20 protein-coding genes and 1 pseudogene are annotated in these 25,127 nt (G+C 70.0%); 7 read left to right on the top strand and 14 right to left on the bottom strand.

Features of this window, described 5'->3' with window-relative positions:
* The 5 genes from whiA to G3I19_RS18650 all read right to left on the bottom strand — a co-directional run.
* On the bottom strand, positions 1 to 492 hold a 492-nt coding region (whiA, locus tag G3I19_RS18670; protein ID WP_164264773.1), incomplete at its 3' end, for a DNA-binding protein WhiA.
* Positions 483 to 1,511, bottom strand: a complete 1,029-nt coding sequence (yvcK, locus tag G3I19_RS18665) for a uridine diphosphate-N-acetylglucosamine-binding protein YvcK (protein WP_164264772.1) — start codon at positions 1,509 to 1,511, stop codon at positions 483 to 485. The genes yvcK and whiA, both read right to left, overlap by 10 nt.
* Positions 1,508 to 2,497 carry an RNase adapter RapZ gene (rapZ, locus tag G3I19_RS18660; RefSeq protein ID WP_239074511.1) on the bottom strand — a complete coding sequence of 330 codons (990 nt, stop codon included), beginning with the start codon at positions 2,495 to 2,497 and terminating at the stop codon, positions 1,508 to 1,510. Before rapZ ends, yvcK begins: the two co-directional genes overlap by 4 nt.
* Complete coding sequence (gene uvrC / locus G3I19_RS18655; RefSeq protein WP_164264771.1) at positions 2,490 to 4,469, bottom strand: excinuclease ABC subunit UvrC; 1,980 nt, start codon at positions 4,467 to 4,469, stop codon at positions 2,490 to 2,492. The genes rapZ and uvrC overlap by 8 nt, the downstream gene beginning before the upstream one ends.
* Before the next feature lie 96 nt (positions 4,470 to 4,565).
* Positions 4,566 to 4,991 (bottom strand): Rieske (2Fe-2S) protein, encoded by a 426-nt coding sequence (locus G3I19_RS18650; protein WP_164264770.1) that lies wholly within the window; start codon positions 4,989 to 4,991, stop codon positions 4,566 to 4,568.
* 123 nt (positions 4,992 to 5,114) lie between these two features.
* Between G3I19_RS18650 and G3I19_RS18645 the strand changes: the two genes are divergently transcribed.
* A complete protein-coding gene (locus G3I19_RS18645) occupies positions 5,115 to 6,032 on the top strand; it encodes a carbohydrate kinase (RefSeq protein ID WP_164264769.1) in 918 nt (305 codons plus the stop codon).
* An 82-nt stretch (positions 6,033 to 6,114) separates the two neighbouring features.
* On the opposite strand, the gene uvrA is transcribed toward G3I19_RS18645, so the two are convergent.
* On the bottom strand, positions 6,115 to 9,165 hold the full coding sequence (gene uvrA, locus G3I19_RS18640) for an excinuclease ABC subunit UvrA (RefSeq protein ID WP_164264768.1): 3,051 nt from the start codon (positions 9,163 to 9,165) through the stop codon (positions 6,115 to 6,117).
* A 188-nt stretch (positions 9,166 to 9,353) separates the two neighbouring features.
* On the opposite strand from uvrA, the gene G3I19_RS18635 reads away from it, so the two are divergent.
* Together G3I19_RS18635 and G3I19_RS18630 are read left to right on the top strand one after the other, a co-directional pair.
* Positions 9,354 to 9,977 (top strand): maleylpyruvate isomerase family mycothiol-dependent enzyme, encoded by a 624-nt coding sequence (locus G3I19_RS18635; RefSeq protein ID WP_164264767.1) that lies wholly within the window; start codon positions 9,354 to 9,356, stop codon positions 9,975 to 9,977.
* Between the two features lie 77 nt (positions 9,978 to 10,054).
* A complete protein-coding gene (locus G3I19_RS18630) occupies positions 10,055 to 10,711 on the top strand; it encodes an MBL fold metallo-hydrolase (RefSeq protein WP_164264766.1) in 657 nt (218 codons plus the stop codon).
* 21 nt (positions 10,712 to 10,732) lie between these two features.
* On the opposite strand, the gene G3I19_RS18625 is transcribed toward G3I19_RS18630, so the two are convergent.
* From G3I19_RS18625 to uvrB, 4 genes are all read right to left on the bottom strand, one after another.
* Complete coding sequence (locus tag G3I19_RS18625) at positions 10,733 to 11,749, bottom strand: TerC family protein (RefSeq protein WP_164264765.1); 1,017 nt, start codon at positions 11,747 to 11,749, stop codon at positions 10,733 to 10,735.
* Positions 11,750 to 12,002: 253 nt separating this feature from the next.
* A complete protein-coding gene (locus tag G3I19_RS18620) occupies positions 12,003 to 13,916 on the bottom strand; it encodes a TerD family protein (protein ID WP_164264764.1) in 1,914 nt (637 codons plus the stop codon).
* 203 nt (positions 13,917 to 14,119) lie between these two features.
* Entirely contained in the window at positions 14,120 to 14,686 is a 567-nt protein-coding gene (locus G3I19_RS18615; protein ID WP_164264775.1) for a TerD family protein, read from the bottom strand.
* Positions 14,687 to 14,831: 145 nt separating this feature from the next.
* On the bottom strand, positions 14,832 to 16,973 hold the full coding sequence (gene uvrB, locus G3I19_RS18610; RefSeq protein ID WP_164264763.1) for an excinuclease ABC subunit UvrB: 2,142 nt from the start codon (positions 16,971 to 16,973) through the stop codon (positions 14,832 to 14,834).
* 85 nt (positions 16,974 to 17,058) lie between these two features.
* Here uvrB and G3I19_RS18605 point away from each other — a divergent pair, with 85 nt between their 5' ends.
* Positions 17,059 to 17,604 carry a methylated-DNA--[protein]-cysteine S-methyltransferase gene (locus G3I19_RS18605; protein ID WP_343235137.1) on the top strand — a complete coding sequence of 182 codons (546 nt, stop codon included), beginning with the start codon at positions 17,059 to 17,061 and terminating at the stop codon, positions 17,602 to 17,604.
* Positions 17,605 to 17,691: 87 nt separating this feature from the next.
* Here G3I19_RS18605 and G3I19_RS18600 read toward each other — a convergent pair whose 3' ends face one another.
* The gene (locus tag G3I19_RS18600) at positions 17,692 to 18,054 is read right to left on the bottom strand and encodes a cupin domain-containing protein (protein ID WP_164264761.1); all 363 of its coding nucleotides are present in this window, start codon (positions 18,052 to 18,054) and stop codon (positions 17,692 to 17,694) included.
* Positions 18,055 to 18,292: 238 nt separating this feature from the next.
* Here G3I19_RS18600 and G3I19_RS18595 point away from each other — a divergent pair, with 238 nt between their 5' ends.
* Positions 18,293 to 19,741, top strand: coding sequence for a WGR domain-containing protein (locus G3I19_RS18595; RefSeq protein ID WP_164264760.1), 1,449 nt, complete (start codon positions 18,293 to 18,295; stop codon positions 19,739 to 19,741).
* A 52-nt stretch (positions 19,742 to 19,793) separates the two neighbouring features.
* On the opposite strand, the gene G3I19_RS18590 is transcribed toward G3I19_RS18595, so the two are convergent.
* Positions 19,794 to 20,435, bottom strand: coding sequence for a uridine kinase (locus G3I19_RS18590; RefSeq protein ID WP_164264759.1), 642 nt, complete (start codon positions 20,433 to 20,435; stop codon positions 19,794 to 19,796).
* A 39-nt stretch (positions 20,436 to 20,474) separates the two neighbouring features.
* Between G3I19_RS18590 and G3I19_RS18585 the strand changes: the two genes are divergently transcribed.
* Entirely contained in the window at positions 20,475 to 20,909 is a 435-nt protein-coding gene (locus tag G3I19_RS18585; RefSeq protein ID WP_164264758.1) for a nuclear transport factor 2 family protein, read from the top strand.
* A 431-nt stretch (positions 20,910 to 21,340) separates the two neighbouring features.
* Here the strand turns inward: G3I19_RS18585 and G3I19_RS18580 are convergent, their stop codons facing one another.
* Positions 21,341 to 22,084, bottom strand: coding sequence for a hypothetical protein (locus tag G3I19_RS18580; protein ID WP_164264757.1), 744 nt, complete (start codon positions 22,082 to 22,084; stop codon positions 21,341 to 21,343).
* A 190-nt stretch (positions 22,085 to 22,274) separates the two neighbouring features.
* Between G3I19_RS18580 and G3I19_RS18575 the strand changes: the two genes are divergently transcribed.
* Positions 22,275 to 24,047, top strand: a complete 1,773-nt coding sequence (locus G3I19_RS18575; protein ID WP_239074508.1) for a translation initiation factor 2 — start codon at positions 22,275 to 22,277, stop codon at positions 24,045 to 24,047.
* Positions 24,048 to 24,057: 10 nt separating this feature from the next.
* Here G3I19_RS18575 and G3I19_RS18570 read toward each other — a convergent pair.
* A pseudogene (locus tag G3I19_RS18570) lies at positions 24,058 to 25,127 on the bottom strand (hypothetical protein); the annotation flags it as partial.

Below are 25,127 nucleotides of genomic sequence, written 5' to 3'. Positions count from 1 at the left end.
GCCCACCAGGGCGAGCGCCGCCTCGGGACCCGGGCAGGTGACCTCCAGCGACGAGGAGCGGCCGGGCTCGGTGAGCGAGCCGTGCGCCAGGAAGGCGCCGCGCCAGGCCGCCTCGGCGTCGCAGGTGGCCCCCGAGACCACCTGCGGGGGCAGACCGCGGATGGGGCGGCCGCGGCCGTCCACCAGGCCGGTCTGGCGGGCCAGCTGGTCACCGCCCGCCACGACCCGTACGACAAAGCGGCTGCCTCTGCGCAGTCCGCCGGGGGCCATCACGATCAGTTCGGAATTGTGTCCGAAGATCTCCAGGATGTCCCGCTTGAGCCTGCGCGCCGCCATGGCGGTGTCCAGCTCCGCCTCGATCACAATCCGCCCGCTCACCAGGTGCAGCCCGCCGGCGAACCGAAGAATCGCCGAGACCTCCGCCTTCCTGCAGCAGGTCCGGGTGACGGGGAGCCGGGAGACTTCGTCCTTCACCGCTGCCGTCATCGCCATGGGCCGATCCTTCCATGCATCCGAAAAATACGGTCGTACGCGGCGGCCAGCAGCTCCCTGTCGTGTGTCGGGGAGCCGTCGGGCGAGGCCACAGGCGCCAGCTCGACCGCCGCACCGAGCCCTTTGGCGGCTTCGGCGAGACTCGCACGGTCGGGCACGGCGGCCTCGTCGGCAAGCACCACGTCCAGGGCGAGTTTAGGGGCGTGTCGGGCCAAAACCTCCAAATGACGCTGCGGTGAGAAGCCACTGGTTTCACCGGGTTGCGGCGCGAGATTGAGCGAGAGCACCTTGCGCGCCTTCGTTTCGACCAGGGCGTCGTGCAGTTCGGGCACCAGCAGATGCGGGATCACCGACGAGAACCAGGAGCCGGGGCCGAGCACCACCCAGTCCGCGTCGAGGACCGCGGCGACGGCCTCCGGGACGGCCGGCGGGTCGTTCGGCACCAGGTGCACGGACTGCACCTCGCCCGGTGTGAGGGCGACCGTGGCCTGGCCGCGGACCGTGTCGACGTCGTCGGGGCGGGCCGGGTCGTGGCCGCGGACGAGTGCCTGCAGCTCCAGTGGCACCGCGGACATCGGCAGTACCCTGCCGTGCGCGCCGAGCAGCTTGCCGACCAGGTCCAGAGCCTGTACGTGGTCGCCGAGCTGCTCCCACAGGGCGACGATCAGCAGATTGCCGACCGCGTGCTCGTGCAGCTCGCCCTTGGACTGGAAGCGGTGCTGGATGACGCGGGCCCAGGTCTGCCCCCAGTCGTCGTCCCCGCAGAGCGCGGCGAGCGCCTTGCGCAGATCGCCGGGCGGCAGCACGCCCAGCTCCTCACGGAGCCGGCCGCTGGAGCCGCCGTCGTCGGCGACGGTCACCACGGCGGTCAGGTCCCCGGTGATGCGCCGCAGCGCGGCGAGCGAGGCGGAGAGCCCCATTCCGCCGCCCAGCGCGACGACCTTCGGCTGGGTGCCGCGCCTGATCCGGCCCGGCACCAGCCGTACGCGCCGCAGCTTGGCGGTACTTCGGCCTGTCACTCGCGCCCCATGTCGCGGTGGACGAGCACCGTCTCGATCCCTTCCGACGCCAGCCGGGCGGCGAGCTTCTCGGACATCGCCACGGAACGGTGCTTGCCGCCGGTACACCCGACGGCGATGGTCACGTACCGCTTGCCCTCCCGCCGGTAGCCGGTGGCGATGATCTGGAGCAGCTCGCTGTACTGGTTGAGGAACTCCTTGGCGCCCGGCTGGTTGAAGACGTACGCCGACACCTCCTCGTTGAGGCCGGTGAACGGGCGCAGCTCGGGCACCCAGTGCGGGTTGGGCAGGAAGCGGCAGTCGACGACCAGGTCCGCGTCGACCGGGAGGCCGTACTTGTAGCCGAACGACATCACGGTCGCCCGCAGCTCGGGCTCCTCGTCGCCGGCGAACTGGGCGTCCATCTTGGCCCGCAGTTCGTGCACGTTGAGGCTGGAGGTGTCGATCACCAGGTCGGCGTCGCCGCGCAGCTCGCGCAGCAGATCGCGCTCGGCGGCGATACCGTCGGTGATCCGGCCGTCCCCCTGGAGCGGGTGCGGTCTGCGCACGGATTCGAAGCGGCGTACCAGCGCGTCGTCGGAGGACTCCAGGAAGACGATCCGCCGGGTGACCTGCTTGGCGGCGAGGTCGGCGAGTGACTGGCGCAGATTGTCGAAGAAGCGCCGGCCGCGTACGTCGACGACGACGGCGATACGGGCCACATTGCCCTGCGAGCGTGCGCCGAGCTCCACCATGGTGGGGATCAGGGCGGGCGGGAGGTTGTCGACGACGAACCAGCCGAGGTCCTCCAGGCACTTCGCCGCAGTGGAACGCCCGGCGCCGGACATCCCGGAGATGATCACCAGCTCCGGAATGGCCGCTTCCGCGGTCTCGGCCGGTGTGCCGGCGGTCGCACCGCCCGTGCCCGCACCGCCCGTGCCCGCACCGCCCGTGCCCGCACTGCCCGTACTCACGTGTGCTCCGTCCCGTTCCTGCTCGTCACTCATGTGTGTCGCCCCCGTCGTCTTCAATGATCTCTCCTGTCGCCGTGTTCACGGCAGGTGCGGCCGGCGCTGTCCCTGCGAGCGCTGCGGCCACCGACTCGGCCGTCCTGCGGCCTATGCCGGGCACTTCGCAGATCTGGTCGATTGTGGCCTGCCTCAGCTTCTTGACCGAGCCGAAGTGCTTGATCAGGGCCTGTTTCCTGGTCTCCCCCAGGCCCGCGACGGAGTCGAGCGGGCCCGCCTTGAAGCGCTTGGCCCGCTTGGCCCGCTGATAGGTGATGGCGAAGCGGTGGGCCTCGTCCCGCACCCGCTGGAGGAGGTAGAGCCCTTCGCTCGACCGGGGCAGGACCACCGGGTCGTCGTCGCCGGGCAGCCAGACCTCCTCCAGGCGCTTGGCCAGACCGCAGACGGCGACGTCATCGATGCCCAGCTCGTCCAGCGCGCGCTTCGCGGCCGCCACCTGGGGCTGGCCGCCGTCGACCACCACCAGCTGGGGCGGGTACGCGAACCGCTTGGGGCGGCCGTCCTCCTCGACCGCATCGGCGGCCTGCTCCTCGGTCCACTCCCCCGTCCGCTCCTTCTCCTGGAGATACCGCCGGAAGCGCCGGGTGAGCACCTCGTGCATGGACCGGACGTCGTCCTGGCCCTCGAAGCCCTTGATCTGGAAGCGGCGGTACTCCCCCTTGCGGACCAGACCGTCCTCGAAGACCACCATCGAACCGACCACGTCGTCGCCCTGGAGGTGGGAGATGTCGTAGCACTCGATCCGCAGCGGCGCGCTGTCGAGGCCGAGCGCCGCGGCGATCTCCTCCAGAGCCCGGGAGCGGGTCGTGAGGTCGGACGCCCGCTTGGTCTTGTGCAGCACCAGCGCCTGCTGGGCGTTGCGCTGCACGGTCGCCATCAGGTCCTTCTTGTCGCCGCGCTGCGGGATACGCAGCGAGACATGCGAGCCCCGGCGGTCGGCGAGCCACTGGGTGACGGCGTCGGTCTGCTCCGGGAGGGCCGGGACCAGCACCTCCTTGGGCACGCCCTCGCCCTTCTCCTCGCCGTACAGCTGCTGGAGCGCGTGCTCGACGAGGCCGGAGGTCTCCACGGCCTCGACCTTGTCGGTGACCCAGCCGCGCTGGCCGCGGACCCGGCCGCCACGGACGTGGAAGATCTGGACGGCGGCCTCCAGCTCGTCCTCGGCGACGGCGATCAGGTCGGCGTCGGTGGCGTCGTTGAAGACGACCGCGTTCTTCTCCAGGGCGCGCTTGAGCGCCTCTATGTCGTCGCGGAGCCTGGCCGCCTTCTCGTACTCCATCTCCTCGGCCGCGTCCCGCATCTCCTGCTCGATGCGCCGTATGTACGCGCCGGTGCGGCCGGCCATGAAGTCGCAGAACTCCTCGGCCAGTTCGCGGTGCTCCTCGGGGGTGACACGGCCGACGCAGGGCGCCGAGCACTTGCCGATGTAGCCGAGGAGGCAGGGGCGGCCGATCTGCGCGGAGCGCTTGAACACCCCGGCGGAGCAGGTGCGTACGGGGAAGACGCGGAGCATCAGGTCGACGGTCTCGCGGATGGCCCAGGCATGGCCGTAGGGGCCGAAGTAGCGCACGCCCTTCTTCTTGGGGCCGCGCATCACCTGCACCCGGGGGAATTCCTCGTTCATCGTCACCGCGAGGGACGGATAGCTCTTGTCGTCGCGGTACTTGACGTTGAAACGGGGGTCGAATTCCTTGATCCAGGAGTATTCGAGCTGGAGGGCCTCGACCTCGGTGGAGACCACCGTCCACTCCACGGACGCGGCGGTGGTGACCATCGTGCGGGTGCGCGGGTGGAGATTGGCCACGTCCTGGAAGTACGAGGACAGGCGTGGGCGCAGGCTCTTCGCCTTCCCGACGTAGATCACCCGGTGGTGCTCGTCGCGGAATTTGTAGACCCCCGGGGAGTCGGGGATCTGTCCCGGCTTGGGGCGGTAACTGGAGGGGTCTGCCATGTCTCCCACCCTACTGGCGGTGACTGACAGCGCGGAGTCACCGCGGGTGGAGTCACCGCCGGCGGCCCGCTGCGGGCCGGGGCGCCGCGGGCGGGGTCAGACCTTCTTGTCGGGGCCGGCGATCAGCTTGCCGCCCACCACCTTGACCGGCACGTCGGCGAGCGGCCGCCCGGCCGGGCCCTGCAGCACCTTGCCGGTCGTGACGTCGAAGCGGCTGCCGTGGCAGGGGCAGATGCCGACCTTGCCCTCGATCTTCTGCAGGGGGCAGTTCTGGTGGGTGCACCGCGACCAGAGCGCCTTGTACGCGTCGGCGCTCGACCGGCTCACGATCAGGAACTGGTCCCGGTAGTACTTGACCCCGCCGACCGGTACGGCGTCGGCCGCCCCCAGGTCGACGGGCTTGTCGGGGCCCGACGACGTGCTGCTGCCACCGCCCGAGCAGGCGGTCAGCCCGAGCCCGGCGGCGCCCGCCAGGGCGGCTCCCATGAGGACGGAACGACGGGCGGGCGGCAGACCGGACATATGAGGCTCCACTGTTCAACAGGCATCGGCGACGGAACCGACCATACCGGTGGAGATCCCCGCCGCCGCAGGCGGTGTTCGCGGCGTTTACGGGCCCGGGAACTTCGGCTACGTTCGGGATCTGTGATCACCGTCGCCGGAGAATCCCTGATCGACCTGGTGCCGCAGAACGCCGCCGCGCCCGGTGAACCCCTGCCCGCACTGCTGCCACGGCTGGGCGGCGGGCCCTACAACACGGCTGTCGCCCTGGGCCGGCTCGGTGCCCGGGTGGGCTTCTGCTCACGGGTGTCAACCGACGGCTTCGGTGACGCGCTGCTCGGCGGGCTGCGGGCGGCCGGGGTGGACCTGTCCCTGGTCCAGCGGGGCCCGGAGCCGACGACGCTCGCGGTGGCGTCGCTGAGCACCGACGGCTCCGCGGGCTTCGGCTTCTACGCCGAGGGGAGCGCGGACCGCCTGTTCGAGCTGCCGGAGCAACTGCCCCACGAGGTGACGGCGTTGTCCCTGGGTACCTGTTCGCTGGTCCTCGAACCGGGTGCGAGCGCGTACGAGGCGCTGCTGCGCCGGGAATCGGCGCGCGGGGTGTTCACGCTGCTCGACCCGAACATCAGGGCGGGGCTGATCCAGGACGGGGACGCCTACCGGAAGCGGTTCAGGGACTGGCTGCCGGATGTCACCCTCCTGAAGCTGTCGGAGGAGGACGCCCAGTGGCTCGGCGGCACTCCTGAGGAGTGGCTGGCCGCGGGGCCGCAGGCGGTCGTGGTCACACACGGCGGCGACGGTCTGACCGTACGGACCAGGGCGGGCGGCGAGTACGCGGTCCCCGGTGCGGCGGTCGATGTGGTGGACACGATCGGCGCGGGCGACACGGTCAACGCGGCGCTGCTGCACGGTCTGGCGGAGCGGGACGCGCTGTCGGCGGCGGCGATCGCCGCGCTGTCCGGCGACGGCTGGGCCGAGGTCCTGGCCTTCGCGGCCCGGGCGGCCGCGGTGACCTGCTCACGTACCGGGGCCGAACCGCCGTACGCCCGCGAGCTGGCCTGAGCTCCAGCGGCGGGGAGGGGCGGGGGCGGCCCCGCCCCTCCCCGCCGCTGGAATCACGCCGGTGTCACACCTGCCACTGGCCTCACGAAGAGCGCCGGGTGCGCGCCGGCTTCTTCGTGGCCGTCTTCTCCGCCGTCGGCTTCTTCGTGGCCGTCTTCTTCGCCGCCGTCCCAGCCGTGGCTGCCTTGGCCGCGGCGCTGCCCTTCCCGGCCGCCGCCTTCTGTGCCGCTGTCTTCTTCACCGCGGCTTTCTTCGCCGGCGCCTTCGTGACCTGGGTGGCGTCGCTGATCCGCTCGGCGTCCAGGATGTCCCGCAGGAACTTCCCTGTGTGGCTGGCCGGGACCCCGGCGACCTCCTCGGGAGTGCCCTCGGCGATGACCAGGCCACCGCCGTTGCCGCCCTCGGGGCCCATGTCGACGACCCAGTCGGCGGTCTTGACGACATCCAGGTTGTGCTCGATGACGATCACCGTGTTGCCCTTGTCGACCAGACCCGACAGCACGTTGATCAGCTTGCTGATGTCCTCGAAGTGGAGGCCGGTCGTCGGCTCGTCCAGGACGTAGACCGTGCGGCCGGTGGAGCGCTTCTGGAGCTCGCTCGCCAGCTTCACCCGCTGTGCCTCACCGCCCGACAGCGTCGGCGCGGACTGGCCGAGCCTGACGTAGCCCAGGCCCACCTCGTGGAGCGTGCGCAGATGACGCGCGATCGTCGGGACGGCCTCGAAGAAGTCCAGGCCCTCCTCGATCGGCATGTCCAGGACCTCGGCGATGGACTTGCCCTTGTAGTGGACCTCCAGGGTCTCCCGGTTGTAGCGCGCACCGTGGCAGACCTCGCACGGGACGTACACATCCGGCAGGAAGTTCATCTCGATCTTGATCGTGCCGTCGCCCGAGCAGTTCTCGCAGCGGCCGCCCTTGACGTTGAAGGAGAAGCGCCCGGGCAGATAGCCCCGGACCTTTGCCTCCATGGTCTCGGCGAAGAGCCTGCGCACATGGTCGAAGACCCCGGTGTACGTCGCCGGGTTGGACCGTGGGGTGCGGCCGATGGGCGACTGGTCGACGTGGACGACCTTGTCGACCAGGTCGTCGCCGTCGACCCGGGTGTGCCGGCCGGGGACCGTGCGCGCGCCGTTGAGCTCACGCGCGAGGTGGGTGTAGAGGATGTCGTTGACCAGGGTCGACTTGCCGGATCCGGAGACACCGGTGACCGCGGTCAGCACCCCCAGCGGGAAGGACACGTCGATGTCCCTGAGGTTGTTCTCCCGGGCGCCGTGCACCGTCAGCCGCCGGCCCGGGTCCACGGGCCTGCGCAGGTCCGGGATCGGGATGGCCCTCTTGCCCGCCAGATACTGGCCGGTCAGGGACTCCTTGTTGGCGAGGAGATCCTTCAGCGATCCGGAGTGCACGACCTTGCCGCCGTGCTCACCGGCGCCGGGGCCGATGTCCACGACCCAGTCGGCGACCTTGATGGTGTCCTCGTCGTGCTCGACGACGATCAGGGTGTTGCCCATGTCGCGCAGCCGGACGAGTGTCTCGATGAGGCGGTGGTTGTCGCGCTGGTGCAGGCCGATGGACGGCTCGTCCAGTACGTACAGCACCCCGACCAGACCGGAACCGATCTGGGTGGCCAGCCTGATGCGCTGCGCCTCGCCGCCGGAGAGCGTGCCCGCCGCGCGGTTGAGCGAGAGGTAGTCGAGACCGACGTCGACCAGGAACTTCAGCCGTTCGTTGACCTCCTTGAGTACCCGCTCGGCGATCTTCTTGTCGCGGGCGTTGAGCTTCAGCCGGCCAAGGAAGTCGGCGCACTCGCTGATCGACATCGCCGCGACCTCGGCGATGGACTTCTCCATCACGGTGACCGCGAGGACGATCGGCTTCAGCCGGGTGCCCTCACAGGTCGGGCAGGGCACCTCGCGCATATAGCCCTCGAAGCGCTCCCTGCTGGAGTCGCTCTCCGCCTCCGAGTGCCGCCGCTTGACGAAGGGCACCACGCCCTCGAAGGAGGTCGTGTAAGCGCGCTCGCGCCCGTACCTGTTGCGGTAGCGGACCTCGATCTGGGTCTTGTGGCCGTTCAGCAGGGCCTTCTTGGCGCGCTGCGGCAGCCCGGCCCAGGGGATGTCCGTCCTGAACCCGAGCTCGCTGGAGAGGGCGCCGACCAGCCGTGCGAAGTACTCCTTGGTGTGGCCGTGCGACCACGGAGAGATCGCGCCCTCGTCGAGGGACTTGTCCTCGTCCGGGACGAGCAGCTCGGGGTCGACCTCCATCCGCGTCCCGATCCCGGTGCAGTCCGGGCAGGCGCCGAAGGGTGAGTTGAACGAGAAGGAGCGCGGCTCCAGCTCCTCGAAGGACAGGTCGTCATGGGCGCAGTAGAGGTGCTCGGAGTACATCCGCTCACGCTCGGGGTCGTCCGCCGGCAGATCCACGAAGTCCAGGATGACCATGCCGCCGGCCAGCCCGAGCGCGGTCTCCACCGAGTCGGTGAGGCGGCGCTTGGCGCTTTCCTTCACCGTGAGGCGGTCGATGACCACCTCGATGGTGTGCTTCTCCTGCTTCTTCAGCTTGGGCGGCTCGGAGAGCTGGATCGTCTCGCCGTCCACCCGGGCACGGCTGTACCCCTTGGTCTGAAGGTCGGAGAAGAGGTCGACGAATTCGCCCTTGCGCTCCCGCACGAGCGGCGAGAGCACCTGGAAGCGGCTGCCCTCGGGCAGTTCGAGGACCTTGTCGACGATGGCCTGCGGGGACTGGCGCGAGATGGGCCGGCCGCACTGGGGGCAGTGCGGCTTGCCGATACGGGCGAAGAGCAGCCGCAGGTAGTCGTAGACCTCGGTGATCGTGCCGACCGTCGAGCGCGGGTTGCGCGAGGTCGACTTCTGGTCGATCGAGACAGCGGGGGACAGACCCTCGATGAAGTCCACATCGGGCTTGTCCATCTGCCCGAGGAACTGCCGGGCGTACGAGGAGAGCGACTCGACATAGCGGCGCTGCCCCTCGGCGAAGATCGTGTCGAACGCGAGGGAGGACTTGCCCGATCCGGAGAGCCCGGTGAAGACGATCAGGGAGTCACGCGGGAGGTCGATCGAGACGTTTTTGAGGTTGTGCTCGCGAGCGCCACGAACGATGAGACGGTCGGCCACGCCGGTCCGCACCTTTCTGAGAGAAGAAGCAGGGGCGGAGCCCCCTCCCCAGGGTATGGGGGGCGCCTCAGCGATGTCGGATGATGCCTTGTTGGATGTCTCTCACGAGCCTATAGCACGCGCATTCGATTAACGGCCATCGGTAAACAGCTTCACCCGAAGGAGTGGAGGGGCCTATCGTCAGCTGCATGATCGATCACGCGCGCGACCTGAGATCTGTGGATGAGGCGACGGAACGGCTCCTGGCCGCGGCCGCCGGACTGGACAACGTCACGGTCGCCGAACCGTCACGGCTTCCCGGCTGGTCCCGCGGTCATGTACTCGCCCACCTCTCACGTAACGCCGACGCGATCGGAAATGTTCTCGCCGGTCTGCCGATGTACGCGTCGGCCGAGGCCCGCGACGCCGACATCGAGCGTGACGCGCACCGCACGCTCGCCGTACAGCTCGCGGACGTGCGCGAGAGCGCGGCCCGGTTCCGTGAGCGCGCGGCACTTCCCGCGGACTGGTCCAGGACCGTGACCCTCCGCAACGGCGTCACCGACACGGCCGCCCGCATCCCCTTCCGCCGCTGGGTCGAGATCGAGCTGCACCATGTCGACCTCGGGATCGGCTACGAGCTGGATGACCTTTCCGCGGAATTCACCGAGCGGGAGATCGGCTTCCTGCGCGAGCGCTTCTCCGCCGATCCCGCGGTGGCCGGGGTCACGGGCCCGCCCGCAGTGCTGCTGGGCTGGCTGTCGGGGCGCGGCGACGGCGCGGGGCTGACGGTCCCCGGCGGTGGGGCGCTGCCTGCCCTGCCGCCGCTCTAGAACAACGGCCGGGGCAGCGGCTCCTGAGTCCGCCCTCCGGGCCCCCGGCCCCGTGCGGCCGCTCTAGACTCGGCAGCATGACGTACAGCGGAGTGGTGAAGGTCGGCGGCCCGGCGGACGTACACGAGCTGACAGCTCTGATGATCTCCAAGGTCGCGGTGGGCCCGATGAACAACAACGCGTATCTGCTGCGCTGCCGGGAGTCCGGGGAGCAGATGCTGATCGACGCGGCCAACGACACCGCGACGCTGCTGCAGCTGATCGGTGACGACTCCATCGCCTCCGTGGTCACCACCCACCGCCACGGCGACCACTGGCAGTCCTTGCAGGCCGTCGTGGACGCCACCGGCGCCCGCACCTATGCGGGGCGGTACGACGTCGGCGGCATTCCGGTCGCCACCGATGTCCCGGTGGAGGACGGTGACACGATCCGGGTGGGCCGGATCGAGCTGAACGTCCGCCGGCTGGTCGGCCACACCCCGGGCTCCATCGTGCTCATCTACGACGACCCGCACGGCCACCCGCATGTCTTCACCGGCGACTGCCTCTTTCCCGGCGGGGTCGGGAACACCAACGGCGACACCAAGGCGTTCACCAGCCTGCTGGACGGCATCGAGGAGAAGCTCTTCGACCGGCTCTCCGACGAGACCTGGGTCTATCCGGGGCACGGGCACGACACCACGCTGGGCGACGAGCGCCCGCACCTCGCGGAGTGGCGCGCACGCGGCTGGTGAGCCGGCGCCCGCACCCGCCCCTCACACGTCGATGCTGTCCTTGTCGCCCTTGTTGCCGTTGTTGCCCCCGTCCGGCGTCCCGGCCTGTCCTGCGGCAGCCCGGTTCCGGCTGGCGAGGAGGCTGGTGACCGTGGTGACGATCAGGACGCCGCAGATGACCGCCAGCGAGACCGGGATGGAGATCTCCGGCACCGGCACCCCGGACTCGTGCAGCGCGTGCAGCAGCAGTTTGACGCCGATGAAGCCGAGGATGACCGACAGCCCGTAGCTGAGGTGCACCAGCTTCTTCAGCAGACCGCCTATGAGGAAGTACAGCTGGCGCAGCCCCATGAGGGCGAAGGCGTTGGCGGTGAAGACGATGTAGGGGTCCTTGGTGAGGCCGAAGATCGCCGGGATCGAGTCCATCGCGAACAGCACGTCGGTGGTGCCGATGGCCAGCATCACGACCATCAGCGGCGTCATGATCCGCTTGCCGTTCTGCTGGATGAAGAGCTTGGTGCCGTGGTAGCGGTCGGCCACGCCGAGCCGCCGCTCGACCGACTTGAGGAGGCGGTTCTCCTCGAACTCCTCTTCCTCGTCGCCGGATCGCGCTTCCTTGATGAGCTTCCAGGCGGTGTAGATCAGGAACGCACCGAAGAGGAAGAAGACCCACGAGAAGCCGGCGATGATCGCCGCGCCCGCCGCGATGAAGACCGCGCGCAGCACCAGAGCTATCAGGACACCGAACAGCAGGACCCGCTGCTGCAGGTGGGACGGCACCGAGAACTTCGCCATAATCAGGATGAAGACGAAGAGGTTGTCGACGCTCAGCGACTTCTCGGTGATGAAACCGGCGAAGAACTCTCCGGACGCCTGGCCACCGCTGAAGAGCAGCAGACCGAGGCCGAAGAGTGCGGCCAGGACGATCCAGACCACGGTCCAGACACTGGCTTCCTTGACCGATACGTCGTGCGGTTTGCGTCCGATCACGAAGTCGACCGCGATCAGCGCGCCCAGACCAAGAATGGTCAGTGCCCACAGGGTCAGTGAAACGTCCATCACGCCTCCGGCGATTGCTACGGCTACTTGATCAGCGTCGTCGCTGCCGGAGGTCTCTTCCACCCGCGCCGGACGGACCGGCGTATCAGGCCGGCGCCCCGGAACCTGACAGGTCCGTACTGACGGGTGCGCCGCACTTGGGGAGTACTCCCCTCCGCACCAAGAACAGTACAGGGAACCCCAAGGGAAGGTAAAGAGAAAGGCAAAGGTTAATTCAAAGAACCAGGTCAGCGAGTCAGCGAGTCAGCGAGTGTCAGGCTCGGCGGGCTGCCGCGATCTGGGTGAGCACCGTCCGGAGCACCGCACTGCCCGGCGGCGGCAGAGACGGTTCGTACGTCCAGGCGTGCCCGACCCAGGGGTCGGCGAGGTGGTCATCAGGCACCGGAGTGATACGCAGAAGCGAACGCCACAGCGGATCGAGCACCGGACCGAACTCCCGGGCATCGTCACGATCCGCGACCAGCAGCAGATGGACGCCCACGGAAGGCCCTTCGTCGGCCAGGTAGCGCAGCTGTGTGAGGGCGCGGTCGTCGAAGCCGTGCGGGAAGTCGTTGACGATCAGCAGCTGCTCCGCCGTGTCCAGCTCGGGCGGGAGGGCGTCGGCCGCGTCCCCGCGCACCGCCATCTGCACCAGATCCACCCGCTGCACCAGCTGCGCCAGTACGGCGGCCACGCCCTTCGCGCCGGCCGCCGGTGGTGCGTCGAGCACCCCGGAGGCGGTCAGCGGAGCGAGCGCCCCTGCGCCCGAACCCGCCGGATCGATCACCTGCACGGTGAACTCCCCCGCCGGGTGGACGGCGAGGAGACGGACGGCCAGGGCGACCGCGGTGTCCAGGGCGCGCGCCCGCAGCGCGCCGGAATCGAGCCCGGCACGGGATACGGAATCCGGCCCGGCGCCGGGACCGGTACGGCCGGAACCGGTACGCCCGCTGTCGACCCAGAGTCCGCGCTCCAGCGGCAGCCGCACCAGCATGGGGATACGCAGCTCGGGGCGGACCGGAAGGTGCAGATCTCCGAGGCGCAGGGCCAGCGGTGCCCGCGTCGGCGCGCGGTATCCGTGCCAGACCGGGTGGTCCCAGCGGGCGAAGGCCGGCGCCAGGGCCGGCTCGACCACCCGGGACTCGGCGAGCAGCTGGCCGAGGTCCCGGTCGAGCACCTCGCGTGCCTGAGCGGTCAGCCCGTCCCGCTTCTCCTGGGCCTGCCGCCGGGCCTCGGCGCCCGCGGGACCGGTGCGGCCGCGCGGGTCGGAGAGCGCCCCGTCGATCTCGCGCTCCAGACGTGAATCGGCGAAGTCGACGGCGCTGCGGTACGCGGCCGCTGTGCGGGCCAGATCCTCGAACATGCCCCAGATCTGGTTGTACAGGCGTTCCTCCATGGACCAGCCGGTGGCGTCACCCGCGAGGGGCTGTGGCGGTTCGCCGGGCCGGGCGCCGGGCACAGCCGGGGGCGGTGCCGGGGCCGGGGGCGCGGTGCGCTGCCGTCGCGGATGGGTGTAGTCGACCGGGCCGCAGGGACTGTGGCTGGTTCCGGGACTGCCGGGCCCCTCGTCCCGTACACGTCGCGGCCCCTCGTCCCGTACAGCTACGGTCTGCGGGGCCGGCGCCACCGAGCGGGCAGCCCCGCCGGCAGCCGCGGTCTGGATCACGTCAGCGAGCTGACGGGCGTCCGGCAGTCCCTGGTCACCGAGCAGGTCGGCGAGACCGCCCGCGTACCCCTGGCCGACGGCACGGACCTTCCAGGCGCCCTGTCTGCGGTAGAGCTCCAGGGCGATGACTGCGGACTCGGCGCCGAGTCCGGTGATGGAGTAGCTGACGACCTCCGCACCGGCCGGCCCGGTGACAGCGGTGAAAGGCGCGGTGACCGAGGCGAACGCGGTGGGTCCGCCTGTCCCGGTGGGCAGCGCCAGCAGCACCTGCACCCGGTGCACCGCTTCCGGCAGGGCCGCCAGGTCCACGGCGAGCCGGTGATCTGCCGCCGCCTGCCGGGGTACTTCGACACCGGGCAGCCGCGGCGCTCCGGGGTGGGCGACCCACTCCGCGCCATGGACCCTGCCCTGCTCGTCGCTGAGCGTCGCACCGGCCAGGACCGGTGTCCCGGCCGACACCCGGATTTCCAGTCGGGCCACGGGCAAGGGGTGGTTCTGCCCCCGGACCAGCTCGGCCGTCATCGCACGTGTCCCCTCGTCGCGTTGCGCTTCGTCGCGTTGCGCTTCGTCACGTTTCAGTTGGTCGTCAGCATGCGGTCCCACGCGCCGGAGCCACGTCGGAACGGGCTCGGAAACAGCTCGGGCCCCCGCTGGAACGGCCGGTTCCCGGCAGCCTCGGGCCACCGGGAACCACTCGCGCGCTCTTCGACGGCGCCGGGTCGTGCCTACAGGTGCGGCAGGATCGCCGGCATCAGGTCCTGGAACGTACGGCCGTTGGCCGGGTTACCGATGGCCGTCATCTGCCAGCCGCCGCCCGAGCGGTGCACCTTGGCCATGATCTGGGCGGTGAACTGGCCGCCGCCGTCCAGCGTGTAGCGGGCGAGCTCTTCGCCGTTGGTCTCGTCGACGATGCGGCAGAAGGCGTTCTGCACCTCCTGGAACGTCTGGCCGGTGAAGGAGTTCACCGTGAAGACGATCTGGTCGATGTGGACGGGAACCCGCGCGAGGTCGACAAGGATCGCCTCGTCGTCGCCGCCCTGGCCCGCGCCGCCCACCAGGTTGTCACCGGTGTGCTTCACCGAGCCGTCGTCGCTGACGAGGTGGCGGAAGAACACCACGTCCACCGGCTGCTTGTCGGCGAAGAGCACGGCCGACGCGTCGAGGTCGATCTCCCGCGTGCGGGAACCGAACAGGCCACGGCGCGGCGCCGCCTGCCATCCCAGTCCCATCCGCACCGCGGTCAGGGAACCCCCGTCGTTCTTCTGCAGGCTGATGGCCTGCCCCTTGGTCAGGTTGACGCCAGGGCCCTTGGCAAAATTGGCCGTCACGCGCTGTCCCTTCTTCCTGTTTTCCCCACGTTTTCCCCGCACCCTACGCAGTCGCGCGGACGCCGCAGGAGGGCCGGGACGTTTTTGTGTCGTTCTTGCAACAACAGGGTCAGGCCAGTCCGCCCTCCTTCATCTGGCGCAACTCCTTCTTCAGCTCACCGACTTCGTCACGGAGCCTGGCGGCCACCTCGAACTGGAGATCCGCGGCCGCGGCGCGCATCCGCTCGGTCATCTCCTCGATGATTCCGGCCAGTTCCTCGGCGGGGCGGTCGGTCGGGACCGCCCGCCCGCCCTTCGCACTCTTGCTGCCCTTGCCGCCCTTGGCAGCCGCACCGCTCAGCGTCGGCACCGGAGTCACCGGCTGCTTGCCGTCCTTCGCCTTGCGGTAGCCCGTGCCGAGCAGCTGCTCGGTGTCGACCTCCTCGCGAGCGATCGTCGCGACGATGTCGTTGATCTTCTTGCGCAGCGGCTGCGGATCGAGCCCGCGCTCCTTGTTGTACGCGACCTGCTTCTCACGGCGCCGGTTGGTCTCCTCGATGGCCTTCTCCATCGCCGGGGTGACCCGGTCCGCGTACATGTGGACCTGCCCGGAGACGTTCCGCGCCGCACGGCCGATGGTCTGAATCAGTGACGTGCCCGACCGGAGGAAGCCCTCCTTGTCGGCGTCGAGGATGGCGACCAGCGACACCTCGGGGAGGTCGAGCCCCTCACGCAGCAGGTTGATGCCGACGAGCACGTCGTACTCTCCGGCGCGCAGTTCGCGCAGCAGCTCGATACGGCGCAGCGTGTCCACGTCGCTGTGCAGATAGCGCACCTGGATGCCCAGATTGAGGAAGTAGTCGGTCAGGTCCTCGGCCATCTTCTTGGTGAGGGTGGTGACCAGGACCCGCTCGTCCTTCTCCGTACGCAGACGGATCTCGTGGACCAGGTCGTCGATCTGGCCCTCGGTGGGCTTGACGACGACCTCGGGGTCGACGAGGCCGGTGGGGCGGATGATCTGCTCCACGAAGCCGTCGCCCCGCGAGAGTTCGTACTTTCCAGGCGTGGCGGAGAGATAGACGGTCTGCCCGATCCGCTTCTGGAACTCCTCCCACTTCAGCGGCCTGTTGTCCAGGGCGGACGGCAGCCGGAAGCCGTGGTCCACCAGGGTGCGCTTGCGGGAGGCGTCGCCCTCGTACATCGCGCCGATCTGCGGGACGGTGACGTGCGACTCGTCCAGCACGAGGAGGAAGTCCTCCGGGAAGTAGTCCAGGAGCGTGTTGGGCGCCGTGCCGGGGTCACGGCCGTCGAAGTGCATCGAGTAGTTCTCGACGCCGGAGCAGCTGCCGATCTGGCGCAGCATCTCCAGGTCGTACGTGGTGCGCATGCGCAGCCGCTGGGACTCCAGCATCTTGCCCTGCTTGTCCAGCTCGGCGAGCCGCTCCTCCAGCTCCTTCTCGATGCCGTTGACCGCTTTCTCCATGCGCTCAGGGCCCGCCACGTAGTGGGTGGCGGGGAAGACATAGAGGGACTCGTCCTCGCTGATGATCTCGCCGGTGAGCGGGTGCAGCGTCGAGAGCGCCTCGATCTCGTCGCCGAACATCTCGATCCGGACGGCGAGCTCCTCGTACACGGGGAAGATCTCGATGGTGTCACCGCGCACCCGGAAGGTGCCGCGGGTGAACGCCACGTCATTGCGTGTGTACTGGATGTCGACGAACCGGCGGAGCAGCTCGTCCCTGTCCAGCTCCTGGCCGACCTTGAGCGACACCATCCGGTCCACGTACTCCTGCGGCGTGCCGAGGCCGTAGATGCAGGAGACCGAGGCGACCACGACCACGTCGCGGCGGGTCAGCAGCGAGTTCGTCGCGGAGTGGCGCAGCCGTTCGACCTCTTCGTTGATCGAGGAGTCCTTCTCGATGTACGTATCGGACTGCGGGACGTACGCCTCGGGCTGGTAGTAGTCGTAGTACGAGACGAAGTACTCGACGGCGTTGTTGGGGAGCAGCTCTCGGAACTCGTTCGCCAGCTGGGCGGCGAGCGTCTTGTTCGGCGCCATCACGAGGGTGGGGCGCTGCAGCTTCTCGATCATCCAGGCCGTGGTCGCCGACTTGCCGGTGCCGGTCGCGCCGAGCAGGACGACATCCTTCTCACCTGCACGGATACGCTTGTCGAGCTCGGCGATGGCCGTCGGCTGGTCACCGCTGGGCTGGTAGGGACTGACGACCTCGAAAGGCGCCACCGTGCGTTCGATCTTGGAAACGGGCCGCATGCAACCACCGTACGACCACCCACTGACAACCGGGTCCGTTCGCCGTCCCGGCCGCGCTGTCGGTGGGCCGCCGTACGGTGGTGACGTGGAGAAAGAAACGCAGGGTGTCGAGTGGACCACGGTCGGCAGCAGCATCGGCCCGCTGCTGCTGGCGGCGACCAGCAGGGGGCTGGCCGGGGTCGTCTTCCACGCCGCTCCGGCGGTGCGCCGCAGCGCGCTGGAGCGGCTGGCCGTCCGGTTCGCGGCCCCACCCGTCGAGGCGCCGGAGTCGGCGCGGCTGGCCGAGCCCATACGCCAGCTGGCCGCCTACTTCGACGGCGAGCTGCGCGCTTTCACACTGCCGCTGGACTGGACGCTGACCGGCGGGTTCAACCGCCGGGTGCTGCACGAGCTGGCGTCCGGCGTGCCCTACGGCTCCGTCGTGGGGTACGGCGACCTGGCCCGGCGGGTGGGGCAGCCGGGTGCCGCGCAGGCGGTGGGCGTCGCGATGGCGTCGAACCCGCTGCCCGTCGTCGTGCCCTGCCACCGGGTGGTGGAGAGCGACGGCGGCCTGGGCGGATTCGGCGGCGGCCAGGAGACGAAGCGGCAGCTCCTGGCCCTGGAGGGCGTGCTGCCGCAGCCTCTGTTCTGAGCGGTTGTCCCGGGCGGTTGCTCGGGCGGTTGTCCCGGGCGGTTGTTTCTGGACGGTCGGTTGTTACGGGCTTCGGAGGTCCAGGGCTCAGAGGCTGATGTGGTACGCCTTGCGCAACGTCTCGTGGACAGTCCAGGTCGTACGGTCGCCCTCGCGCAGTACACACGCGTCGCCGGGGCCGATCCGCAGCGTCTCGCCGCCCTCGACCGCGACGGTCGCCCGCCCGCTGACGACCACGAACAGCTCGTTCGCCTCGGTGTCGGTCACCACTCCGGGCGTGATCTGCCAGATGCCTCGCAGCTGTGTGCCGTCAGCGGACTCCCACAGGACCTTGCCGGTGACCACGGGGTCGCCGGAGACGATCTGTGCGGGGTCGAGCGGTTCGGGTTCGAGGTCGGCGTCCGGTATGTGCACGGCGAAGGAGGCGGGGGTCTGATCACTTGTCGTCATGGCGGGCAACCTTAGCGACCGGGACGGGCTGGAAGAATCCGGCGTCCACGAGGACGTGCCGGCCGGTCCCGTGAAGCCTCGGTCCCCGGAACCGGCCGTCTCGTTCGGGCCCATCGCGCGCGGGCCAACCGGTCCTGACCAGCCTGATCAGCGCGTCCGGCCGATTGTCAGTGGTGGGATCTAGCTTGGAGTCAGTGAGGAACGGCCGAACGGGCCGGTCCCTGGGGAGGGGTGTGCTGTGGTCACTGTCGGGTCGGGAGAGACGACGTATCTGGAGCTGTCCCAGGAGGGCGCCGGGGCGCACAAGTTCTACGAAGTGACCGTCAGCGGGACGACGGTGGCCGTGCGGTACGGAAGGATCGGCGCGGAAGGACAGCGCCAGGTCTCGGCCTTCCCCACCGCCGCCAAGGCGCAGGCCGCCGCGGCGAAGAAGGTGGGCGAGAAGGTCCGCAAGGGATATGCGCCCGCCGTGCGGGGACAGCGTGCGGCACGCGCGGTGACCCGCCGTCAGGTGACCTCCGTTCCCTCGACGGCACGGGCGACGGCGCCGGTCATCTGGCGCTTCCGCACCGGCACTTCGGCGTTCGGGATCCATATCGACGAGGACCACTGCTGGGTGGGGAACCAGCGCGGGGATGTCTACACGCTGGGTCACGACGGCGAGGTGCTGGCCCGGTTCTCGCTGCCCGACGGCGTCAAGTGCCTGGTCGCGGACGACTTCTGGATCTATGCGGGCTGCGACGACGGCAAGGTGTACGACCTGTCGTCCAAAGTGCCCTTCGCCGCCTACGAGATCGCGGAGGACGTGGACATCTTCTGGCTGGACATCCACGAAGGGGTGCTGAACGTGTCCGACCACAACGGCGGCCTCACGGTCATCGACCACGAGGACGAGTTCCAGTGGTCGCGCCGCTCCAAGGGCAGGAATGCGTGGATGGTCCGGGCCGACGACCACGCGGTCTACCACGGACACACGCACGGCGTGACGGCGTACGCGGCGGACGGCAGCGGCGAGTTGTGGCACACGGACACCTTCGGCGGCGTGCTCTTCGGCTGGCAGGAGGAGACGTCGGTGTACGCGGGCACCGGCCGTCAGGTGGTCGAGCGGCTCGCCAAGGCGACCGGCCGGAGCGAAGCGCGGTACCAGTGCGACGCCGCGGTGTACTCCTGTGCGACCTCTGCCGACGGGGAGTACGTCTTCGCGGGCGACCTGGCCTCGTCCGTCTACTGCTTCACCTCGGACGGCACCCGGCTGTGGAAGCTGGGGACGGGCGGCGGTTCGGCGCTCTCCATGCAGTACCACGACGAGAAGCTCTATATCGTCACCACCGACGGCTCGCTGGCCTGCATCGACGCGAGTGCGGCGGCGATCACCGCGGCGCAGGGCGGGAGCCTGCCGGTCGCCGTGGATGTCAAGCAGGCGGCCGCGCTGCCCACATACACGCCGACGGCGGACGTGGCCACGGTGAGCGCCGTTCCCGCCCCGGGCGCCGGGATCGTCGTGGAGTGCGTACAGGTCGGGGGCCGGCTGCGGGTCCAGGTGGTGTCGGACGGCTATGAGCCGACCTGGCACGTCCAGTTCCCCCGGGGGATACGGCAGGCCGGTGCCCGCTATGTGGTCGATGCCCTGCACTCGTCGTCGGGCGGCTTCTACCGGGTGCGGGGCGAGATAAAGCGCCTCGTGTAGCCGGGCGGTTGCCGATTGCCGGGCCGATGGCCCTCGGGCCGCCGGTTCGTTCTCAGGCCGGAGGCCCGCTCCAGGCGAGGTGGTCGGGGTGGTCGGCGCGTACGACGACGTCCGCGGTGTCCGCGGGAGCGACCTCCTCCTCGTACCGCTGGAAAGCGGACAGCGTCCACTGCTCGTCCGTGCCGGTGCGGCGGCTGAGAGCACCCGGCGACAGCCGCAGATGGACGCTCAGATCGAAAGGAAACCAGTGTCCGAAGAGCAGTGGTCCGTGCACGATGAGCACGGCTCCATCCGGCAGCTTCTGATACGGGCTGCGGGTGGCGCGGTCGGTCACCGGGTCCCAGAGGTCGGGCAGCACACGTCCGCTGCCGCCGGCCTCCAGCGGCCCGAAGACCTCGCGCCAGAGCGCACCGGTGTCGAACCAGCCGCTGTAGTACGCGTCCGGGTCCCGCTTGCCGTACTCGTACCGCAGTGAGGCCGGGCGCAGAAAGCCCTGCGTACTGACCACATGGGCGGATCGGCCCCGGACCCGCAGCCCCTCGGCGACGGCGGCGGCCAGCTCTCCGGTGGGTGCGGCGGGCGCACCGTCCACCGCGATCTTGGGCCAGGGCCCGCCGTCCGCGGCCTTCAGTTCATCGGCGCTCCGGACCAGAGCACCGGTCAGCCGTTCCCAGGAGATCGCTTCGAGTCGCACGCGTTCATCATCGCCGAACCGGCCTCTACGATCGGGCGCATGGATCTGGAATTCGCGCAGAAGTTCGCCGCGGAGTGGCTGGAGGACTGGAACTCGCACGACTTGGAGCGCATTCTCGCGCACTACCACGAGGAGGTGACCTTCAGTTCGCCGATGATCGCGCGCTTCACCGGCGATGCGTCGGGGACGGTTCGCGGCAAGGACGAGCTGCGCGCGTACTGGCGGACGGGGCTCGCTCGCATCCCCGGTCTGCACTTCGAGGTCATGGACGTACGGGCGGGGGTGGACTCGCTCGTGATCGACTACCGGAACCAGATCGGGGGGCGGGTCTATGAGGTGCTGACGTTCCGGGACGGGCTGGTGATCTCGGGGTTCGGTGCGTACGGAGCGGTCCTCGCCGTCGACGAGCCGGACGCCGAGGAGCCGGACGCACAGGACCGGGACGCCCAGGGCCAGGATGCCGAGGACCAGTAAGCCGAGGAGCGGGGCGTCGGGGAACAGAGCGTCGGGGGCAGAGCGCCGGGGGAACGAGCCCGGGGACAGGGAGCGGCAGAGTAGCGCGCGGGTGGCATGGAGCGGGCCCGGAGGTATGTCCAACCCCCGGGCCCTGATGATGCCGCCCCACTGCACACGCCGGCGCGCTTGAGGGCACGGGTCAGCTGTTACGTCGTCGCGCTCTGCCATTGAGCTACCGCCCCACGGAGAGGGGCGGGCCGGGGTCGAACCGGCAACCGACGACCAAGCCCGCGCCCGGTCGGACCGGCGATGAGCGGCGAATGCTGAGTCTGGAGCGAGAGTCTGAGACAAAACGCGGCTCATGCCGCTTCATCACGACGAACTTCAGTTTCAGCTTGCGCTCCTCGCGCACCCCGGGCCGCGCTGAGGCGGCCGGGGAGTCTCTGACGCTACCCCTGCCCGGTCCCGAAGAGGTAGCCGAATACCGCGTCACCCACGTGCTCGTCGGTGACATCGGCGCCGTTCGCGTCCTCACGGGCGAACTTCACCGCCTGCTGCAGCTTCTCGATCCGGCCCACCAGCTCATTGACCCGGCGGGCGGGCAGCGCGCCGGAGAACTTCACGGTGGTCCAGTAGCCGACCGGTACATCCTCGTAATACACCTCGACCTGCGCCGGGTGATTCTCGGTCGCCTCGGCCTTGACGTGGTTACGGGGCACTTTCCTCGTACGGACCGTGCGCACCGGCTCGGTCTTCCAGGCGTCGGTGGAGGGGTCCTGCACCCAGAATTCCGATGCGTCGAGAATCGGCAGCTTCCGCGCGAAGGTATGGAGATCGGTGAGTTGTTTCTCCAGGAACAGCAGATAGGAGACCGGTACGGCGGTGAGCAGTACGCGGCCGTCGACCTTCACATCGGCGCGGGCGGAGCAGTTCGCCCAGTCCTTGGTGGCAGTGACGTCGAAGAGCCTGGTCAGGGTGGTGGCCGTATCACGCAGCACGTCCTCGGCCTGCACCTGAACCCGGGTGGACTCGGGCGGCAGCTGCTCGCCCTCTTCGTCCTTCGGCTGGTAGGTGCGGGAAATTCCCGACAGCAGGACCGGCTTCTGCAGTCCCTGCTGGGCCGCGGTGAGGTCCTGGTGGGACTTGGACTTGATTCCTTTTTCGACTGCGATGATCTGATTGAGTTTCGCCACGGATGGAACGTAGCAGCGGCAACTCCCGTGGATCCAGGGATTATTAATGCCATGGTTCAGGGCGCGAAGGAGCGAGGACCGCACTCCCGGTAGGATCTCGGCATGCCACTGCCCAGGCCGTCGAATCCGCCCACCGCATCCGTCATCGGATGGCAAAAAACCCATTCACGGCAGCACTCAACGGCCTAGAATGAACAATCCAAACAGCGGGCAGCGGGCAGCGGGCAGCGGGCAGCGGGCAGCGGGCAGCGGGCAGCGGGCAGCGGGCAGCGGGCAGCGGGCAGCGGGCAGCGGGCAGCGGGCAGCGGGCCAGGACGGGCTCAGGAAGTCGATTCTCTTCGCGGCGCGTTCAGCGACCGCCCTGCACCGGCTCCTCGACGTCGCACCGGTCTTCGCCGGTGACAACAGGATCGGCCCCCGCCGGTTCACGCTGATCCCCGGTTCGGAGTTCGGGGTCGACGCGCTCACCGCGATAGAGCAGGCGGGCGCCCGCACCATCCCCTGGGCGCAGGCCCTGCGGCAGCCGTACGACTTGATCGTCGCCGCCAGCCCCAAGGGCGGTCTGGATCTGCTGAGCGGCCCGCTCGCCCTGCTCCCGCACGGAGCGGGCTTCAACAAGTCGCTCGCCGGTGAGGGGTCGCCCGATTCCGCGTCCGGGCTCGACCCCGCATGGCTGCTGCGCGACGGCCGGCCGCTGGCCGATCTGCACGGGCTCTCCCACCCCGGCCAGGTCGCACGGCTCGCGGCCCGGAGCCCGGCCGCCGCCGCCCGCGCGGCCGTGGTCGGCGACCCCGTACTGGACCGGATGCTCGCATCGCTGCCGCGCCGTGACACCTACCGCAGCGCCCTGGGGACCGGCGGCCGTCGGCTCATCGCCCTCACCTCGACCTGGGGACCGGAGTCGCTGCTGGAGCGGCGGCCCGGCCTGCCCGCCGAACTGGCCACCCAACTCGACTACGACGCGTACCAGTTGGCGCTCATCCTGCATCCGAACGAACACAGCAGGACCGGCGAGTACGACCTGCGGCAGGCTCTCGCCCCCGCGCTCGCGTCGGGAATGCTGCTGACCCGGCCGTACGAGGAGTGGGCCGCGGTCCTCGTGGCTGCCGACGGCGTCATCACCGACCACGGTTCGACAGCGCTGTACGCGGCGGCGCTGGGCATCCCGTTGGCGGCGGCGTGCGACGGCGGCAGCGAGCTCATCCCCGGCACTCCGATGGCCGGGGTCCTCTCCCGGGTGGCGGCCCTTGATACGCCTGCCGCTCTGGAAGCGGCACTGGCGGCGCACTCCCCCCAGACCGTCCGGGCCCTGGCCGCGCCGGCCTTTGCCGAACGGGGCAGGTCACTTGAGCAGCTGCGGCTCCGGCTCTACGCACTGCTGGGCATCGATCCGCCCGCAGACACGATCAGCGCTCGCCCCCTTCCGTCGCCCGTTCCCGCCTCCTGCACCCCGGCGGCCTTCGCCGTGCGGACGGAAGTGAACGGCGAGCACATCCGCGTCGAACGGCGCCCCGCCCACACCGACCTCCCGGCCCACCACCTCGCGGCCGAGCCGGAACACGCCACGGTCCCCCAGTCCCAGAGCGCGGCGCTGCTCTTCCGCCGCCGCACCCGGCAGAGCCGGACCGGGCCGCACTCCGTCGCCTGGACAGCGGCAGGCTGGACCGCCCGCGCTCTCGCCGACCACCCGGGGCCCCGTACCGCAGCGGCCGAACTCTCCGGCTCGCGCTGGCTGCTGCGCAGCGCGCAGGCACCGCTGCTCACCGTCCGTATCGAGGGCTCCGCCGGCGAAGGGACCGTCGTACGGACCGATCCGGCCGCCGTCCTCTCCGGCGTGCACGCCTGGCTCGCCGACAACCCGCACCCGTCTGCCCCGGCCACTCTGCACTGCCGGGTGGCGGGCCGTACGTACCGCACACACCTGGCCCCGGCCACCGACGACGATGCGGCGCACGAGCTGTAAGCGGGACCCGTCAGGACGGGCCGTCCGCGTCGTCGGATTCCGCGTCCGGCAGCCCCCCTTCCCGTTCGCGGATGGTCCGGGCCGACGCGCGGTGTGCCGAGGCCGTCTCCTGGTCGCCGCGGTCCGCCGCGAGTGAGGCGAGCGCCTCCAGGATCCGGACTTCGTCCCGTGCGGAGCCGCGCTCGCGCGCCCCGTCCAGGGCGAGGGCGTACAGCTCGGCGGCCTCCTCCCTGCGGGCGAGTGCCTGCAGCACCCGGCCCAGTTCGAAACCGGTCCTGGCGGTCATCCGTGCGCGCTGCTGCTCGCCGGCCATCGCGTGGGCCAGCTCCAACAGCTGGGCCGCCCGGTCCAGTTCGCCCAGGGCTGCGGCGGCCTGGCCCAGCAGATGGGTCTGGAGCAGCACCCCGTACGGGTTCTCGATCCGGGTGTGGATCTGCCGGGACTCCTCGAAGTCCCGCGCGGCGGCCGCCCAGTCCCCCTGTTCGGAGCGGACCCGGCCGCGGAACTCCAGCGCGGAGGGCCACAGTTTCCGCTCGTTCCCGACCGGCGCTTCACCGAGCAGCCGGGCGCCGTTCACCGCGAGCCGTACCTCGGTCTCCGCCTCCTCGTACCGCTGCTGTTCCCAGAGCGGGCGGGCCAGTTGGCAGCGCATCCGCGCGAGGGCCGCGATGTGCCCGGCCCGCTGCGCGGCGTCCCGGCCCGTACGGAATGCCTCGGTCACCTCGCCGTAGTGCGCGTGGTCGAGAAAGTGCGTCCACAGGGGCTCGCAGAGCGCCCATGCCTCGGTGTCCATGCCGTGCGCGTACGCGGCGCGGACACATCCGTACAACGCGAGCCGTTCGCCCTCCAGCCACCGCAGGGCGCGCTGCTTGCTCGACCCGAACTCCACGTCCGGCGCCCCCTCGATCGCGGGCGCAGGATCGGCGAACGTCATACGTGCTCCCGCGGCCAGCTCGTCCGCCCGCTGCGCCTGGCGCAGATACCAGCGGATCACCCGCCCGCGCGCCTCGGCGGCCTCGGCCTCCCCGCCGTGCCGCCGCGCGCAGCGCACCGCGTGGGCCAGCACCAGATCGTGCATCG

Origin of the sequence: Streptomyces sp. SID10853 (assembly GCF_010548145.1) — a bacterium.
Classification (GTDB): domain Bacteria; phylum Actinomycetota; class Actinomycetes; order Streptomycetales; family Streptomycetaceae; genus Streptomyces.
The sequence above is the reverse complement of the archived record's forward strand: the minus strand, read 5'-3'. Positions and strand labels throughout refer to the sequence as shown.